The organism is Rhizobium mongolense USDA 1844 (genome assembly GCF_000419765.1).
In the GTDB taxonomy this organism is placed as follows: domain Bacteria; phylum Pseudomonadota; class Alphaproteobacteria; order Rhizobiales; family Rhizobiaceae; genus Rhizobium; species Rhizobium mongolense.
The window spans coordinates 1-17,872 of record NZ_ATTQ01000030.1; the positions used below are offsets into that span (position 1 = coordinate 1).

Annotated in this window: 12 protein-coding genes and 2 pseudogenes; 6 read left to right on the top strand and 8 right to left on the bottom strand. The window is 60.1% G+C overall.

Annotation, left to right across the window (positions count from 1 at the left end):
- Nucleotides 1-608: 608 nt before the first annotated feature.
- Complete coding sequence (locus tag A3C3_RS0132635; RefSeq protein ID WP_022718747.1) at nt 609-2,540, top strand: M23 family metallopeptidase; 1,932 nt, start codon at nt 609-611, stop codon at nt 2,538-2,540.
- A 53-nt stretch (nt 2,541-2,593) separates the two neighbouring features.
- Here A3C3_RS0132635 and clpB read toward each other — a convergent pair whose 3' ends face one another.
- On the bottom strand, nt 2,594-5,200 hold the full coding sequence (gene clpB / locus A3C3_RS0132640; protein ID WP_022718748.1) for an ATP-dependent chaperone ClpB: 2,607 nt from the start codon (nt 5,198-5,200) through the stop codon (nt 2,594-2,596).
- A gap of 282 nt (nt 5,201-5,482) precedes the next feature.
- Here clpB and A3C3_RS0132645 point away from each other — a divergent pair, with 282 nt between their 5' ends.
- Nucleotides 5,483-6,106 (top strand): LysE family translocator, encoded by a 624-nt coding sequence (locus A3C3_RS0132645; protein ID WP_022718749.1) that lies wholly within the window; start codon nt 5,483-5,485, stop codon nt 6,104-6,106.
- Here A3C3_RS0132645 and A3C3_RS0132650 read toward each other — a convergent pair.
- The 5 genes from A3C3_RS0132650 to A3C3_RS0132670 form a co-directional block, all read right to left on the bottom strand.
- The gene (locus A3C3_RS0132650; protein ID WP_022718750.1) at nt 6,096-6,770 is read right to left on the bottom strand and encodes a DUF4167 domain-containing protein; all 675 of its coding nucleotides are present in this window, start codon (nt 6,768-6,770) and stop codon (nt 6,096-6,098) included. The genes A3C3_RS0132645 and A3C3_RS0132650 overlap by 11 nt on opposite strands.
- Nucleotides 6,771-7,110: 340 nt before the next feature.
- A complete protein-coding gene (gene prmC / locus A3C3_RS0132655; protein ID WP_022718751.1) occupies nt 7,111-7,983 on the bottom strand; it encodes a peptide chain release factor N(5)-glutamine methyltransferase in 873 nt (290 codons plus the stop codon).
- Nucleotides 7,980-9,059, bottom strand: coding sequence for a peptide chain release factor 1 (gene prfA, locus A3C3_RS0132660; RefSeq protein ID WP_022718752.1), 1,080 nt, complete (start codon nt 9,057-9,059; stop codon nt 7,980-7,982). Before prfA ends, prmC begins: the two co-directional genes overlap by 4 nt.
- Before the next feature lie 28 nt (nt 9,060-9,087).
- Nucleotides 9,088-11,355 carry a phosphoenolpyruvate--protein phosphotransferase gene (gene ptsP / locus A3C3_RS0132665; RefSeq protein WP_022718753.1) on the bottom strand — a complete coding sequence of 756 codons (2,268 nt, stop codon included), beginning with the start codon at nt 11,353-11,355 and terminating at the stop codon, nt 9,088-9,090.
- Between the two features lie 87 nt (nt 11,356-11,442).
- Nucleotides 11,443-12,717: an aspartate kinase gene (locus A3C3_RS0132670; RefSeq protein ID WP_022718754.1), complete on the bottom strand. Its 1,275-nt coding sequence runs from the start codon at nt 12,715-12,717 to the stop codon at nt 11,443-11,445.
- A 271-nt stretch (nt 12,718-12,988) separates the two neighbouring features.
- Between A3C3_RS0132670 and A3C3_RS0132675 the strand changes: the two genes are divergently transcribed.
- The gene (locus A3C3_RS0132675; RefSeq protein ID WP_028740199.1) at nt 12,989-14,398 is read left to right on the top strand and encodes an adenylate/guanylate cyclase domain-containing protein; all 1,410 of its coding nucleotides are present in this window, start codon (nt 12,989-12,991) and stop codon (nt 14,396-14,398) included.
- A 34-nt stretch (nt 14,399-14,432) separates the two neighbouring features.
- Here A3C3_RS0132675 and A3C3_RS41920 read toward each other — a convergent pair.
- Together A3C3_RS41920 and A3C3_RS45655 are read right to left on the bottom strand one after the other, a co-directional pair.
- Nucleotides 14,433-14,871 (bottom strand): annotated as a pseudogene (locus A3C3_RS41920) (DUF421 domain-containing protein).
- A 170-nt stretch (nt 14,872-15,041) separates the two neighbouring features.
- The gene (locus A3C3_RS45655) at nt 15,042-15,185 is read right to left on the bottom strand and encodes a hypothetical protein (RefSeq protein WP_022718757.1); all 144 of its coding nucleotides are present in this window, start codon (nt 15,183-15,185) and stop codon (nt 15,042-15,044) included.
- A gap of 85 nt (nt 15,186-15,270) precedes the next feature.
- Between A3C3_RS45655 and A3C3_RS44230 the strand changes: the two are divergent.
- The 3 genes and pseudogenes from A3C3_RS44230 to ubiG all read left to right on the top strand — a co-directional run.
- Nucleotides 15,271-15,565 (top strand): annotated as a pseudogene (locus A3C3_RS44230) (cysteine hydrolase family protein); the annotation flags it as partial.
- Between the two features lie 79 nt (nt 15,566-15,644).
- Entirely contained in the window at nt 15,645-17,072 is a 1,428-nt protein-coding gene (locus tag A3C3_RS0132695; RefSeq protein ID WP_022718758.1) for an amidase, read from the top strand.
- 53 nt (nt 17,073-17,125) lie between these two features.
- Nucleotides 17,126-17,872 carry a bifunctional 2-polyprenyl-6-hydroxyphenol methylase/3-demethylubiquinol 3-O-methyltransferase UbiG gene (gene ubiG, locus A3C3_RS0132700; RefSeq protein WP_022718759.1) on the top strand — a complete coding sequence of 249 codons (747 nt, stop codon included), beginning with the start codon at nt 17,126-17,128 and terminating at the stop codon, nt 17,870-17,872.

Genomic DNA, 17,872 nt, shown 5'->3' on the forward strand with positions numbered 1-17,872 from the left:
TGATAAACGTGACCGCCAAAGTCTCTTTCCAGAAGTCCGAATTCCTTCAGACCCCGCAAGCTCCGCCGCCCACGTTTCTCTTTCTTCTCATCTTCAATTGTCAAATAACAGACCAGACATATCCAGTCACAAGGCCAACCGAAACCCGAAAGTCCCAGCCCCAATCAGCAATCCAGCCAATCCGGAAACCCAAGAGCGAAGGACATCGTCGCCAGCAGCGCCGCCGCCCTCGTTCAGTGACGCGGCTTATACGGCTAACCCTCAGACATAGTCAACAGGCCTTTTTGGAAAAAAATGAAATTTCTCTCATTCCATTGATTTCAAAGCGAAATTCGCCTTGATGGTCCTTATGGTGCCTTCGAAGGCTCTGTTTGTACGCCCGCAGGTGGCCATTCCGGTTGAGCGCCGGTAAAAATTGCCTTCGGCCATGGTTCCGCCCTCACAAGATCACAATCGGGTGGTCTCAGAAGGACGCATGATTCACGCAGGCATGGGCGCCTAGATTGCGCCCTGCGGCGTGATTTGACTTCCATGCCCGAAATATGCACATCTTTCGGCCCAGCAGAGCAGCCCGAGTAAGCCCATGAAAGGACGCGGATAAAACTGCCATGATGACGGAGAAGATGATGATCCGCTCGTTGGGTAACGAGCCTCCGCTTCTCGCCGATGGCAGGCGCGCACCCGACAAGCGTGAGGTTTCTTTACGCTGGCTTTCGGGCACGTTCCTCACTGGCATCACATCGAGCGTGCTGATGGGTGTCGCGCTCTTTGCGGCCCTTGATGGCCGTCAGCAGCTGGCGATCCCCGCCGAGGCCTTTGCCAGCATCAATACCCATGAAGATAGCGCCGTTACCCGTGGTGGACGGCTGATCGCCCCCGCGATCGCCGCCAAACCTTCGGACCGGGCAATCATGGAAGTGTCGACGGTCGTCCATGACGGCGACAAGGAAATCGTCCGCCGCCAGCCCTTCTCGCATGTAAAGATGCGGCTCGCCGCCAATCATGTGGCGACCGAGGATTATCCGGATTTCGACGCGCTTGCGATCTTCGCGGCCGATGAGGCGCAGCCCGCACCGGCCGCGCGCACCGGCGCGATTTATGGCTCGGATGTTGAATCCGAGGTCAGCCTCAAGACCGTTCCCTTCCCAACCGGAAAGAGCGACTTTCAGGCGGCGCCAGGCATGACTCTGGATGAAGTCGAGGAGAATGTCCGCTCGAACGGCTCGGCGCTGACTGACGGGGCCACTCAAGTCGCGGCGCTCTACTATGTCGACCCTCAGCGCTTTTCGAACGAGGACAACGATGTAGATCTGACATCAGGCCTGTCGGCCCGTGTTCTCGAGCAGAACATGACGGTGTCCGCGCCGGAATCGATCACGCCGCAGACCGAGGAATTTGCCGACGACATCGTGCCGGCCCGCCAGGACGTCACGATCGTCAAGGCGCTGATGGATTCCGGCTATCCCGAGCCGCAGGCGAAGATGCTCTCTGCCAACCTCGCGCCGCCACTCGGCAGCGACGAGCTTGCCAAGGGCGACGTCCTGCGTGTCGGCATCATTCAGAAAGGCGAACAGGCCAAACTCATCCGCGCCAGCGTCTATCGTGGTACTCGTCATCTCGTCACGATCGCTCTCGATGATAAGAGCCGCTTCGTTGAGGCGAGCGAACCGCCTAGGCTTGACGCGATCGCAACTGCCTTCGATGACAATTCGCTGTCGGTTCCCGCTGGCCAGAACCTGCCGCGCGTTTATGACGGCATTTATCGCGCCGCTCTTTCCTACGGCATGACCAAGGATATGACGGCGCTGATCATCAAGCTGCTCGCGGCAAATGTTGACTTCCAGGCGCAACTGAGGCCGACCGATTTCCTCGAGGCCTTTTTCTCCGTCGCCGATTCGAGCGGCCGCGCGACGCCGAATTCCGAACTGCTTTACGTCAATGCCCGTTTTGGCGATACCGTGACTCGCTTCTACCGCTTCCAGGATGTGGACGGAAACGTCGATTACTTCGATCAGGACGGCAAGAGCATCCGTCAGTTCTTGCTGCGCAACCCGGTGCCAAACGGCATTTTCAAGTCCGGTTTCGGCATGCGACGCCACCCGATCCTGGGTTTTGCCCGCATGCATACGGGAGTCGACTGGGCCGCTCCCCGCGGTACGCCGATCATCGCGACCGGCAACGGCACGGTCGAGAAGGCCGGCTGGGATTCCGGCGGCTATGGCAATCAGACGATCGTCCGTCATGCCAATGGATACGAGTCCTCCTACAACCACCAGAGCGCCATTGCCAAAGGCATCGTGCCCGGAGCCAAAGTTCGCCAGGGCCAGGTGATCGGCTGGGTCGGCACCACCGGCGAATCCACCGGACCGCATCTGCACTACGAGATGATCGTCAACGGCACCAAGGTCGATCCGCTCCGCATCCGCCTGCCGGGCGGCAAGTCGCTGGCCGGCGAAGCACTGGCTAAATTCCAGGACGAGCGCAAGCGCATCGATACGCTCCTGAATAACCAGCCGGTCGATCAGGTCGCCAGCAAGTAGGCCAAATAAAAATGGCGGCCGGAGCCGCCATTTGCTTTCCTGGATGCCGGTCTTTACGCTGCCGCTTCGCTGACGGCGGAATTGCGCGGGCGGAACAGCAAGCGGTCGGAACCATTGGTGACCTTAACCGTCGATCCGTCCGGCACCTGGCCGGAGAGGATCTGCTCGGCGAGCGGATCCTGGACATACTTCTGGATCACCCGCTTCAATGGCCGCGCGCCATAAACCGGATCGTAGCCTTTGTTGGCAAGCCAACTGCGGGCATCGTCATCGAGCTCGATCGTGATCTTGCGCTCGGCCAGCAACGCCACCAGCCGTTTCAGCTGGATATCGACAATCGCGCCCATCTCATCGCGCTTCAGGCGATGGAAGAGAATGATCTCGTCGACGCGGTTCAGGAATTCCGGCCGGAAATTGGCGCGCACGACCTCCATCACCTGCTCGCGAACCGTGTCGCTGTCCTGGCCCTCGCCCAGTTGGGTGAGGTATTCGGCACCGAGATTCGAGGTCATGATGATCATCGTATTGCGGAAGTCGACCGTGCGGCCCTGGCCGTCCGTCAGGCGCCCCTCATCCAGCACCTGCAGCAGGATGTTGAAGACGTCGTGATGCGCCTTCTCGATCTCGTCGAAGAGCACGACCTGATAGGGCCGGCGGCGGACAGCTTCCGTCAATGCGCCGCCTTCCTCGTAACCGACATAGCCGGGAGGGGCGCCGATCAGCCGGGCCACGGAGTGTTTTTCCATGTATTCCGACATGTCCATGCGCACCATCGCCGTCTCGTCGTCGAAGAGGAAGCGGGCGAGCGCCTTGGTAAGCTCCGTCTTGCCGACGCCGGTCGGGCCTAAGAAGATGAATGAGCCGATCGGCCGGTTGGGGTCCTGCAGCCCGGCGCGCGCGCGGCGAACGGCACGCGATACGGCTTGCACCGCATCGCCCTGGCCGATGACCGAAGTCGCCAGTTCGTCTTCCATCCTGAGCAGCTTCTCGCGCTCGCCTTCCAGCATCTTGTCGACGGGAATGCCGGTCCAGCGGGAAACAACATGGGCGACATTGTCCGGGGTCACGACCTCCTGCACCATGGCACTGCGGTCGCCATCCTGGCTTTCTGCATCGGCCAGTTGCTTCTCCAGCTCCGGAATGACGCCATAGGTCAATTCGCCGGCGCGCTGGAACTCACCCTTGCGCTGGGCGATTGCCAGTTCGTTGCGGGCGTCGTCGAGCTTCTTTTTGAGATCGGCGGCAAGACCGAGCTTCTGCTTTTCCGATTGCCAGCGGGCGGTCAGAGCGTTGGCCTTCTCCTCCAGGTCCGTCAATTCGGCATCGAGCCGCGTCAGACGGTCGGCGGAAGCCGCATCCGTTTCCTTCTTCAGCGCTTCGCGCTCGATTTTGAGCTGCATGATGCGGCGATCTAACTCATCGAGCTCTTCGGGCTTCGAATCCACTTGCATGCGCAACCGCGCGGCCGCCTCGTCCATCAGGTCGATCGCCTTGTCGGGCAGGAAGCGATCGGTGATGTAGCGGTTCGACAGCGTCGCAGCCGCCACCAGCGACGAGTCCGAAATGCGAACCTTGTGGTGCTGCTCGTATTTTTCCTTGAGACCGCGAAGGATCGAGATCGTGTCCTCGACCGTCGGTTCATCGACCATGACGGGCTGGAAGCGGCGGGCGAGTGCTGCGTCCTTCTCGACATGCTTGCGGTACTCGTCGAGCGTGGTGGCACCGACGCAGTGCAACTCGCCGCGCGCAAGCGCTGGCTTCAGCAGGTTGGAAGCATCCATCGCTCCATCCGCCTTGCCGGCGCCGACTAGCGTGTGCATTTCGTCGATGAAAAGGATGATCTCGCCGTTTTCCGACTGTACTTCGTTGAGCACAGCCTTCAGCCGTTCTTCGAATTCGCCGCGATACTTTGCACCTGCAATCAGCGCGCCCATGTCGAGCGCCATCAGCTTCTTGTCCTTGAGAGACTCCGGCACGTCGCCGTTGACGATGCGTAGTGCCAGTCCTTCGACGATTGCCGTCTTGCCGACGCCAGGCTCCCCGATCAGCACCGGGTTATTCTTGGTGCGGCGGGAGAGGACCTGGATTGTGCGGCGGATTTCGTCATCGCGGCCGATCACCGGATCGAGCTTGCCCTCGCGGGCCTCGCCGGTCAGATCGCGGGCGTATTTCTTCAGGGAATCGAAGCCTTGTTCCGCATTGGCGGAGTCGGCCGTGCGCCCTTTTCGAATATCGTTGATAACCTGATTGAGGCTCTGCGCAGTCACGCCAGCATTCTTCAGCGTCGCTGAAGTCGAAGCGGAAGTCTCGATCGCCAAGGCCTGGAGCAACCGCTCGACCGTGACGAAGCTGTCGCCGGCTTTCTTGGCGGCCTCTTCAGCCGTGGAAAAAATTCTAGCGAGCGGTTGGGCGAGATAGATGTTGCCGTTGCCGCCGGAAACCTTCGGCAGCTTTGCCAGCGCTGCATCGTTTGCAAGCCTCGCGGCCTTGGCATCGCCGCCGGCGCGCTCGATCAGCGAAGCGGCCATGCCTTGATCGTCGTCAAGCAGGACCTTGAGGACATGTTCCGGCGTGAATTGCTGGTGACCCTGCGCCAAGGCATAGGTCTGGGCGGACTGAACGAAACCGCGCACCCGCTCGGAATACTTTTCGATATTCATATTCTACCTCCATGGATCGCCCTGCCCTTATAGGCACAGACCGATGATTGAGATTGAGCTCCCTCAAAAGGCGAGCCGTCGCTTCATCCTTTTTGGACATTGAACGAAGCATTCGAGGAGGAATATGGGATGGATTTTCGCCAGTTTAAAGAGCCAGGAACCACGAAACCCGGGCCGAAGAATCCTCCGCGAACGCGCGGCCCGGCCTGATGGCACGAACGTTCAAGACCTGATTGTAGCGCTGCTGGTATGCGTAGCAGCTTCCTAAACAGCAGAGCCTTGATGACCCTCGAGCAAACGATTGCATTTCTGACCTTTTCAGTCGTCGGCGCCATCACGCCCGGCCCGAGCAACGTCATGATCATGGCGACCGGCTCACTCGTGGGTTTGACACGCGGCCTGCCATGCGTGCTCGGTGCTGCCTTGGGAATGTCGTCGCTGTTCTTCTGTGCGGGCCTCGGCCTTGCGCAGTTGTTTCTGCGTTATCCGCTGACGCTGGCGATTATGAATCTGATCGGCGCTGCCTTTTTGTTTTGGCTGGCCTGGAAGATCGCGACCGCGGACGTGACGGAGGCGAAAGGCGACACGAAAGCCGTGGGCTTTCTGCAAGCGGCGGCGTTTCAATGGATGAATCCGAAGGGCTGGCTGGTTGCCGTGAGTGGGATTGCCGCCTACTCCGGCGCATCTCCAGGAAGCGCTTTCGGCTTGGCAGCAACCTTCGCAGTGCTATTTTTTGTGGCAGCCTTCCCGAGCGGTCTCGCCTGGTTGATGGCTGGCGCATTGATGCAGAAACTGCTTCAAGACGCGCGCATTGCGCGCGCCTTCAATATCGTGATGGCAATCGTACTCGCCGGCTCTGTCGCGACAATTTTCGTATGGCCGGAGACGGCAGCCTTCATTCCGTAGCCGCTTCGACCAGAGCCGGTGCTTCGGCGGAAGCGGCCTCGCCCTCGCCTTCTGCGCGGCGCGGACGGCGCGGGCGGTTGCTGGCGTTACGGCGGCGGGGCTGGCGTTCGCGCTGCTGGCCGCCTTCTTCCTCCATGGAGACTTCGGCCGGAATGCCTTCGATTTCCGGCTGAGGGCCGGTTCCGTCATTGGTTTCCTGAGCCGGGGCCGGTAGAGAAGCGGGAGCTTCCGCGTGCTGTTCGCGACGATGCTGCTCGCGCGGCGGCTGAACGACAACGGCATCATCGCTGTCTACCGTATCCAGTTCGTCGCCATCGCGCTCGCCCCCTTCGCGGTCGGTATATTCGTTCCGATCGTCGCGCTGGAAACGTTCCTGCATCTGCGTCTGGGCGGCCGCAATGATGCGGTAATAGTGCTCTGCGTGCTGCAGGTAGTTCTCGGCTATGACGCGGTCACCGGAGCTCTGGGCATCGCGGGCAAGCTGCGAATATTTTTCAGCAATATGCTGAGCCGTACCGCGGATCTTCACGTCGGGGCCGGAGCTGTCGTAGGTCCGCGTCAGCGGATTGCCACCCTTGCGGTTGAAATTGTTGTTGTTATTTCCGCCGCCGTTATTGTTACTGCCACGCCCTCGACCGCGCTTGTTCTGCTGTCCTGGCCTCATAGATCGTTCACCTGAATTCTCTGTTTGTGTGGAGTTATGGCACCAACCGCCGTGGCCGGTAAACCGGCTCAGGGCCTTCGTGCCGCAAGCATAATGCGCCTTCGCGCCGACCTGCCGCTTGTTCTCAAGTCATATTGACTGATTCACGCATTGGGTCGTGTTCAACCTTTGAAACTCTCGTTTAAAAGAGTGGACCCCCGAGGCCGACCAAGTACCGAACGAATCGACGTTCCTTCTTGACTGCCCAACGCGTGAGGGCAACCTATATCGCTTCCCCGGGAAATCCAAGCCTTTTCTTCGCAATAGCAGTAATGTCCTGTTCAATGCTGCAATTTGTCGCTCAAGCGATGGGTGCGAACACAAGCACCCGGTCATTGTGGCCATAATCCTTTGCGGATTCGACGCATTTGAAACCTGCGGCCTCGAAGACCGCCGTTACGTGATTCCGCTGGGCGTAGCCGATTTCCAGTCCTATGACGCCGTTTGGCTGCATGAACCTGGCAGCATCCTTGGCTATCGCTTTGTATGCGTCAAGCCCATCGGGGCCACCATCCAGAGCTGCCGCCGGATCAAATTTCGTCACTTCAGGAGCGAGATTGTCAATGACATTGGAAGCAATATAGGGCGGATTTGAGACGATTGCGTGAAACGTACCGCGAATGTTTTGAAACCAACTTGATTGCACAGTCTCAAACCGTTCCTTCAATCCGTTTCTTGCAGCGTTTGTTTCAGCCGTCCTGAGGGCATCTGCGGATACATCGCTTCCGATACCCGACGCTTCCGGAAATTCGCTCAAAAGCGCAAGGCATATTGCCCCGGTTCCGGTTCCTAGATCAAGGATATGGAGATGTTCCTCCGTCTTTGCAAGGGTTCTTAAATAAGGAAGCATTGTATCGACGAGAATTTCCGTGTCTGGCCGCGGCTCCAACGTCTCGGCGGAAAGCGAAAGCGGTAGACCGTAAAATTCCCGCTCGCCGAGAATACGGTGGACCGGCTCATGCGCCAGCCGCCGTTCCACAGCCACCGGGATCAGCGCCTCTTTATCGGCAGCGACGGGCTCATTACCGCGTGAGAGCATTTCGGTCGAGGAGAACTTCAGCAATCCGGCAACGAGCAGCCTTGCATCCGTTGCGGGATCGGCGATACCGGCTTCGGTGAAGCGGCGGCGGACTTCGGCGAGAACTTCAGAAACCGTCGGCCGCGCTCCGGTCATTGCTGCTCGCCAAGTTGAGCAAGTTGGCTTGCCTGATAATCGGCAAGCAGGGCATCCACCACGTCATTGATCTCGCCTTCCATCATCCGGTCGAGCTTGTAGAGCGTCAGATTGATGCGGTGATCGGTAATGCGGCCCTGCGGGTAATTGTAGGTGCGTATCCGCTCCGAGCGGTCGCCGGAGCCGACCTGGCTCTTGCGATCGGCGGAACGTTCGCTATCGGCCCTTTGCCGTTCGGCATCATAGAGCCTCGAACGCAGTACCTGCATCGCCTTGGCGCGGTTCTGGTGCTGTGACTTTTCCGAACTGGTGACGACGATGCCCGTCGGCAGATGCGTGATACGCACCGCGGAATCCGTGGTGTTGACGTGCTGGCCGCCCGCGCCGGACGATCGCATCGTATCAATACGAATGTCTTCTGGCCGGATCTCAATGTCGATTTCTTCGGCTTCCGGCAGCACGGCGACCGTTGCTGCCGACGTATGAATGCGCCCACCCGCTTCCGTTTCGGGCACGCGCTGCACACGATGCACGCCGGATTCGAACTTCAGCTTGGCGAAGACGCCCTTGCCGGTGATCGTGGCGATAATTTCCTTGTAGCCGCCGGCTTCCCCCTCGCTTGCGGAAAGGATTTCGACCTTCCAGCCATTTGCCGCGGCGAAACGCTCATACATGCGAAAAAGATCGCCTGCGAAGAGTGCGGCCTCCGAGCCTCCCGTACCCGCGCGGATTTCAAGGATCGCGCTCTTTTCGTCTGCGGCATCCTTCGGCAGCAGCAGTATTTGGATTTCCTGCTCCAGCGCCTCGATGCGCTCCTTCACATCCGGCAATTCCTGCTCCGCGAGATCGCGCATCTCACGGTCGACGGACCTGTCTTCAAGCAACGCTTCGAGATCGGAAAGCTCGGCCTCAGCCTTTTCATAGGCGCGGATCTTGGTGACGACGGGTTGCAGCTCGGAATATTCGGAGGCGAGCTTCACGTAGACGTCCGCCGATGGGCCGGCCGACATCCGCGCTTCGATTTCGCCGAAGCGGCGTTCCAGCTCGCGCATCTTTTCAACGGGAAGCTTCGCCACCCTTCACTCCGATTCTTCTTGTAATTTGCTAAAGGGGAATATTGTGGCTCTCGGCGAAGTGGGCAAGCACCTCGCGCATCGGGGTCGTCGCGTGGATATCGTCCAACGCCTCGTTCATGACCTTCGCAAGCGCCGCGGCATCGAGACCGAGCAGCATTGCCTTTACCGGCCCAATCGAGGCCGGCGACATCGACACCGAGCGGAAGCCGAGACCAAGCAGCGCCATCGCCGAGATCGGCTTGCCGGCAAGCTCGCCGCACAATGTCACCGGCGTATTGTTGCGCTCACCGGCCAGCACGATGTCGCGCAAGAGCCTGAGGAACGGCTTGCCCAGCGTATCGAAGCGGTCGGAAACGCGCGCATTGCCGCGATCCACTGCCATAGCGAACTGGAAGAGGTCATTGGAGCCGACCGAGACGAAATCGACAGCCGCCATCAGTTCGTCGAGCTGCCAGAGGAGCGCTGGCACCTCCAGCATCGCACCGAACTGCAGCTTGCGCGGCAGGCCGTGGCCGAAGCGGGAGAGGTGCTGCACTTCCTTCTGCAGAAGCTCGCGAACGGCCGCGATCTCGGAAACCTCGGTCACCATCGGCACCATGAGCTTCAGCTCGGCCCCGGCCGCCGCCTTCAGCATGGCGCGAAGCTGCGTGCGCAAGAGCCCCGGACGGTCGAGCGACAAGCGAATGGCACGCCAGCCGAGTGCCGGATTCTCCTCCTCGTGGCCGCGGAAATAGGGCACAACCTTATCGCCGCCGATATCGAGCGTGCGGAAGGTAACGAGGCGGCCTGCCGCCTGCTTCAGGACGTTGCGATAGAAGATTTCCTGCTCGTCGGCCTTCGGCATCGTGGAAGCGATCATGAACTGCAGCTCGGTGCGGAAGAGGCCGATACCTTCGGCACCCGATTCCGCAAGCTGCGGCAGATCGACCAGCAGCCCGGCATTCATCAGCAGCGAAATCCGCTGCCCGTCCCTCGTCAGCGGCTCAACGGAGCGCAGCGCCCGGAACTGCTCCTGCCGGCGCGCGCGGAACCGGACTTTTTCCTCGTAAGACCTCTGATGCTCCGGCAACGGCCTCAGATGCACATGGCCACCGTCGCCATCGATGATTACGGCATCGCCGTTTTCGGCAAGCGCGACAACGCCTGCCGCCTGGCCGATCACCGGAATGCCCATGGCACGAGCGACGATGACGACGTGACTGGTGACGGCACCTTCCTCGAGCACCAAGCCGCGCACATTGGCGCGTGGGTAGTCGAGCAGTTCGGCGGCACCCATGGCGCGCGCGAGGATGATTGCATCATTCGGGAAACCGTCACCCGACGCGTGGCCGCTGTAGCCAGTCAGTTGCCGCAAAAGGCGGTTCGCCAAGTCTTCGAAGTCATGCATGCGCTCGCGGAGATAAGGATCCGTCAAACGTATCATGCGCGCTTTGGTGTCGCTCTGGACTTTTTCGACCGCGGCTTCCGCCGTCAGGCCGTTGCGGATCGCCTCCTCGAGCTTCCGCACCCAGCCCTGGTCATGTGCGAACATGCGGTAGGTTTCCAAAACCTCGCGATGCTCGCCCTCCATCGACACGTCGCGGCTCGAAAGCAAGTCGTCGATCGAAATCCGAAGCGAACCCATCGCCTCCGCCAGCCTGCGGATTTCCTTCTCCGAATCTTCGTTGAGAAGATTGGTGACGACGATGCGCGGCTCGTGCAGCACGACATAACCGAGCCCGATGCCTTCGTTATAAGTATCGCCGTTGATCGTGACGGAGCGCGTCAGGTCAAGTTCGAGGCCCGGCTTCGTGATCTTCTTGAGCTCGCCGGTGGCAATCATCTCGGCGAGCACCATCGCCGTGGTCTCGAGCGCTTCTAGCTCTTCCTCGCGGTAGGTGCGGCTCGCCTTGTTCTGCACGACGAGAACGCCGAGCGAACGGCCGGTGCGTAGGATCGGCACACCGAGGAAGGAATGGTAGATTTCTTCGCCGGTTTCCGGGAGATAACGAAAAGCGGGATGCGACTGTGCATCGGAGAGGTTGAGCGGCTGCGCCGAAGCGGCGATCGTACCGACGAGGCCCTGCCCCATCTTCAATTGCGATAGGTGGACGGCTTCTTTCTTCAGGCCCTCAGTCGCATAAAGTTCGAGAACGCCGTCAGAGCGCAGCACGTAGACGGAGCAAACCTCCGCCACCATGTTGCTGGCGATCTGCCGAACGATCCGGTCGAGACGCTCCTGCGGCTCCAGCGGCTCCGCCATCAACTCGCGCAGCCGCTTGAGCAGCACGCGCGGACCGCCGGATAGGTCTCTCATGGCGTCTCAAGCTCCAAAAACAAAAGCAAAGTAACCCGGCAGATGCCGCGTGACTTCACAACTTAAATGCGGCAGACCTGCTGGGAATCAATTCTTATCCAGACCGTAGCAGGAATGCAAAGTTCTGACAGCGAGTTCCGCATAAGGACCGTCGATCAGGATGGAAATCTTGATTTCCGAGGTCGTGATCGCCTTGATGTTGATGCCCTTCTCGGCAAGAGCCTTGAATGCGGTGGCGGCAACACCGGCATGCGAACGCATGCCGATGCCGATGACCGAAACTTTGACCAAGCCCGATTCGTTCTGCACGACGTCGTAGCCGATCTTCTCCTTGTTCTCGCCGAGCACCTTGATCGCCTTCTCGACGTCGCCCGAAGGCACGGTGAAGGTCATGTCGGTCTTTGAACCGTCCTCGGAAATGTTCTGGACGATCATGTCGACATTGATATGGCTCTCGGCGAGGGGGCCGAAGATCGCGGCGGAAACGCCGGGCCGGTCGGCAAGACGGCGAAGCGAGATTTGAGCCTCATCCTTGGCGTAGGCGATGCCGGTGACTACTTCTTGTTCCACGATTTCATCCTCGTCACAAATCAGCGTTCCGGGCGGATTCAACAAATCACCCATGCCCGGAGCATCGGGATCTTCGAAAGACGAGCGCACGAAGGTACGGACCTTGTGCACCATGGCAAGCTCGACCGAGCGGACCTGCAGCACCTTGGCGCCGAGCGAGGCCATTTCGAGCATTTCCTCGAAGGCGATCTTCTTCAGTCGACGCGCCTGCGGCACGATGCGCGGATCGGTCGTATAGACGCCGTCGACATCGGTATAGATATCGCAGCGATCGGCTTTGACAGCGGCCGCGATCGCCACCGCCGACGTATCCGAACCGCCGCGGCCAAGCGTCGCTATCCGATTGTCCGGCCCGAGACCCTGGAAGCCGGCGATGACGGCAACCTGACCCTCGCCCATGCGCTTGATGATGTCGGCACCGTCTATTTCAAGGATGCGGGCAGCGCCATGCGCATTGTCCGTGCGGATCGGGACCTGCCAGCCCTGCCAGGAGCGCGCATTGATGTCCATGGCGTGCAGCGCGATCGCCAGCAACCCGGAGGTCACCTGCTCACCGGAAGCGACGACCGCGTCATACTCGCGCGCATCGTAGAAAGGTGAATTGGCACCGACCACCTTCGGCGTCCCCTGCACCCAGCCGACCAGCTCGTTAGTCTTGCCGGACATCGCCGACACCACCACCGCAACCTCGTGGCCGGCATCGACTTCACGTTTCACATGGCGGGCAACGTTCTTGATGCGGTCCAGATCAGCGACGGACGTTCCGCCGAATTTCATTACGATGCGTGCCATAAGCCTCTACCACAGCAAACGCCGGGAGAGACGAAAGCCAGACCCGGCATGACGGAGCCCTGAAAAAAGCATGGCCGAAGGGTCGGATAAGGAGTCTGTGGAACCCTTCTAAGGCCTTGCACCCAAGGGCCCAAGTTGCGGCGTCTCTTAGCGAGTTTGAATGGGGGTGGCAAGGTGGCCGTCGACTGAAACGGAAAGACCCGAGGGACAATCTCAGCCACCTTGAGGAAATCCGCTGATCGCGCATCGGATTCGGTGTAGGATGTTTTTCATGAGTGAGGCCCGGTCTTTATTCGCACAACTGCGCCAGTCGGCGCAGCCGAAAATCGTCGATGCTATAGAGCGGCTCGTCCATGACGCCCCCGACCGCAAGCTTTGCCGTGTCAATGCGCTTGCCTTCGCTGCCAGCGAGGACCTCGACGAAGAGCAGGTGGTCAACGCCTTCCTGCAGGCGTCCCGCCTCGGCATATTCGATCTGTCATGGAACGTGCTGTGTCCCGGCTGTGGCGGGGTACTCGACGCCAATACCTCGCTGAGGACCGTCCAGAGTGACGAGTATAACTGCGCACTTTGCGCGGCGGGCTACGAGCCGACGCTGGACGAGATGGTCGAAGTCACCTTCACTGTTAGTCCGCGGGTGCGCCGCATTGCCGCTCACAATCCGCACGAATTGCCGCCATTGGAATATTTCCGCCAGATCTATTGGAGTTCAGGTGTCGACCTGCCGGAGGAAGATTTTGAGGCGAAGATCGACGAATTCGTACTTGAATCCCTTGAACTGCCGCCGGGAGAGAAAGCGGTCATTTCCCTGCAGCTGCCTGCGGATTTCGTCATCATCTTCGAACCGGTCACCCATGCAGCGCAGTTCCTGGATATCAAAGGCGAGCCAACCAAGGAGCGGCAGAGCCTCTCGCTTGTATTCGATCGCGCACACCGGCATAGCGAGCCCCTTGAGCTGAGGCCCGGTCCGGTGCGCATTTTGGTGGAGAACCACACCGAGGTCCGCACCTTGCCTTCTGTTTGCATAGCGAACGAGGCCCTGCATGGTTTGCTCGGCCGCCGCCGTCCGTTCCTGACTGCCAAGCGCCTGCTTTCCAACCAGACCTTCCGCGACATCTACCGCACCGACACGATAGAAGTGGATCAGCGGTTGAAGATCACCAGTCTGACCTTCCTCTTCACCGATCTCCGCGGTTCGACTGAGCTTTACGAAAGAGTAGGCGACCTCGCGGCATTCGACCTTGTGAAAACACATTTCAGCATTCTCAACGACATCGTTGGCGCGGAAGCGGGTGCTGTCGTGAAAACAATCGGCGACGCGGTGATGGCCACTTTCCCGACCCCCGACCGGGCAGTCATCGCCGCTATGCGAATGCGCGAGGCGATGCGCAAGCTCAACCAGGAACGCGGCAATGAAGATCTGCTTCTGAAGATCGGCATCCACGAAGGACCATGCATCGCCGTGAACCTGAACGAACGGCAGGATTACTTCGGGCAGACGGTGAACATCGCCTCGCGCGTCCAGCATCTGGCCACATCGCGCGAAATCTTCGCGACCGGCTCGGTGTTGGGCGACCCGCGCGCCTTCAGCCTTCTGACGGATCGCGGCCTCAATCCGATGTCGCAAAAAGTCACGCTTCGCGGCATCGCCCAAGAAATCAGCATCTTTGCGATTCCGTGAGCCACCTTCTTGGCCTTCGAAGGCGGCTCAGCACTCATTGATTTTTGATGATGCTGATGGCGCCGCTCACCTCGAGGATCGCGAAGCGGATGTCCTGACGCTTTCGACACCTTGTTGATTGCGCGCGGCCTCGAGCACGTCTTCCATTTGCAGCCTGCAGCCGCGCATGGCCTCCTGGTCTGCAACGCCATTCGCAATCAGAATGGTCGGAACACCGTCGATGACCATGCCCGCACGCGGTGACCAGCTCTTGAGATAGGAGAGCAGGATATCTGCAAGAAACAGCGTCAAGATCAGCACGATCGCATTGGTTATCGAAAAATCGTTGCCGAGCATCGCCTGCTGCGTCGTCTCGGAGACCACCAACAGGATCACGAGGTCGAACGGCGTCATCTGTGCGAGCGTCCGGCGGCCCGACAGGCGAATGACGACAAGGAAGGCTAGATCGAAAGGCCGCGAATAACGCTTTCCATATCGAGTTCTCCTCACGGAAGGATCAAGACAAGCGGCGCCGAAACGTGATCGCCGATACCGAGACGAATGCGATGAAAGCCCGGCGACTGGGTGTGCAGGCGGAACCTGACATCGATCGGCATGCCTGGATCCCCGGGAAACTGATAATGGATCAAGCCGGCTTTGGACGTCACCGCCTTTGATGGCAGCTCGCGAGGATAAGACCGAAAACAAACCAGGCGGCGCGCTGAACGATCCAGACCCGCCGTTGAAATTCCCGATCTTCCGTGACGCCGTCGGGCAAATAGTCGCTGCCGGTCCCTTTGTTCGTCATCTGCGCCGCCTTTATCCGCCTGCGAGATAACGCCGCGGGTCGCAACGAGTTTCAATAATTCAAGGAACCCACCCTATGCCGAGTTAAAAGGTCGGAGGTTCCAATGAACAGAGGACGGCTCGGCGCCATATGTCGACATGCAGCGCCCATGCTGCAGGCGCAACCAGTCGAAACACTGGTGATTACGGGCGGCGAAACCGACGTGTGCGTGATGGCGACGACGATTGATCTGGGCTACCGCGTCATCTGTGTCGAAGATGCGGTCTACCAGCAACGACGACCAAACCTCCGATGCCTCGCTGGAACTTTTGAGAGATCGCTTCTCCGTTCAGCTCGAGCTGATGGCAACGGATGACTTTTTGCAGCAAGCACGTGGTTGATCGAGGATGCTTCACTATATCCGTTGAAACTGGAGCCGCATAAGAAAGCACGCACTCCTTCACGCCGGCAGAAGCCACGATGAGTAAGCCACTGGAAACCATCACGCCACATCCGCTGGACCTTCCTGCAATGGAAATCGCAAGCGGTATCTGCCAGGGCCGGTTCGCCTCCGAAAACGTAGTGGCGGAATCGATCCGCCGCGCCAAGGCGGTGCGCGAAACGCTGAATCCGTTCACCGTCCTCCGTGAGGAGCAGGCGCTCGAAGCGGCCCGCGAGGCGGATCGCGCCGTCGCCCGCGGCGAAGCAACCGGCCCACTACACGGTGTACCGTTCGCCGCCAAGGACCTGACGCCGACCGCAGGCGATCTGACGACGCTGGGCTCATGGACAAAGGGCGACTGGGTGCCCGCCGAAACAGCGCTCTGCATCCGTCGTCTTCAAGCCGCGGGTGCCATTCTGATGGGAAAAACGACAACGCCTGAATTCGCCTTTGCGAGCTTCACCGAAAGCCCGCGCTGGGGCGTGACCCGCAACCCGTGGGATCCGGAGCGCACCTCCGGCGGCTCCTCTGGTGGGTCGGCCGTTGCGGTCGCGACCGGCGTCGTGCCCTTCGCGGAGGGCACGGATATGGGCGGCTCTGTGCGTATTCCCTCCGCATTCTGCGGCACGGTCGGTCTGAAACCGAGCCTCGGACGAATTCCGATGACGATCCTGCCAAGCGTTTTCGACAACATCTCGCATTTCGGTCCGCTGGCGCGCACGGTGGGAGACGCCATCGCCTTCATGGAAGCGGCCTGCGGTCCGAGCGACGAGGACATTTCTTCGCTGCCGATCGGCTTCATGTCACATGCGGCACGAGACGGCCGGTTGGAAGGCAAGCGTTTCGCACTCTCAATGGACCTCGGTTACTATCGTATCCAGCCGGAGGTCGAGCAGGCGATACGCGTTGCTGTCGATGAATTGCGCCGCGCCGGCGCCACCGTCGATGACGTCCCGATGCATTGGACGCGCTCGGTCAACGATGAATGGTTCGATCTTTGGTGCGTCTTCATGTCTGGCTTCTTCGGCGAGACAATTACCGAATACCGGGAGAATATGGATCCCGCCGTCGTAGCGATGATCGAGCGCGGCTTTTCAATGAATGCCACCGCCTACAAGCGCGTGGAACTGCTGCGCACCGCAATGTGGCGCGATATGTCAAAGCTCTTCGAGAGCTACGACGCCCTGCTCTGCCCAACATGCGCCATCACCGCTCCGCTCGCCAGCGGAACTGACGACGACTATGTCGCGACCTGTCCGGACGGCCGTTTCGCCGGGCTCGACATGACCTGCCCTTTCAACATGCTGCCGCAACTGCCCGCGCTTTCACTGCCGGTCGGTCCCGCAGCAAATGGCATGCCGGTCGGGCTGCAGATCGTCGGACGCCGCTTTGCCGACGAAGACGTTCTGGCGATAGGCGCGGCACTCGAGGCGCGTCTTGCCATTCCCCGTTTTCCTGCCCCTTGACTTATGCTGCTGATCGTCCGACTTCACTCACGACGAACGCAAGGAGCAGGGTCATGAGCGACGCGGCAAAAAGCACGATCGACCAGAGCGAGGTGGACCGCTTTTCCGCAATGGCGGCGGAATGGTGGAGCCCGACCGGCAAGTTCAGACCGCTGCACAGGTTCAACCCGGTGCGCCTCACCTATATCCGCGACAATGCAGCCGAAAACTTCGGCCGTGACCAGAAGAGCCCGCGTCCGCTGGAAGGCCTGCGCGTGCTTGACATCGGCTGCGGCGGCGGCCTGCTTTCGGAACCCGTCGCCCGCATGGGCGCAAGTGTTGTCGGTGCCGATCCCTCGGAGAAGAACATCGGCATTGCCTCGACACACGCGCAAGCGTCTGGCGTCACAGTCGATTACCGCGCAGTCACCGCCGAACAGCTTGCGGAAGCCGGCGAGACCTTCGATATCGTGCTGAACATGGAAGTCGTCGAACATGTCGCCGACGTCGAATTCTTCATGACGACCTGCGCCAGGATGGTGCGCCCCGGCGGGCTGATGTTCGTCGCCACCATCAACCGCACGATGAAGGCCGCCGCACTCGCGATCTTCGCCGCCGAGAACATCCTACGCTGGCTGCCGCGCGGTACGCATCAATATGAAAAGCTGGTCCGCCCTGAAGAGCTGGAAAAGCCGCTTGCGGCGAGCGGCCTGACGATTATCGAGCGCACCGGCGTCTTCTTCAATCCGCTGTCGAACCAGTGGAACCTGTCCAAGGATATGGACGTGAACTACATGCTGCTGGCGAAGCGGCCCGAGTAG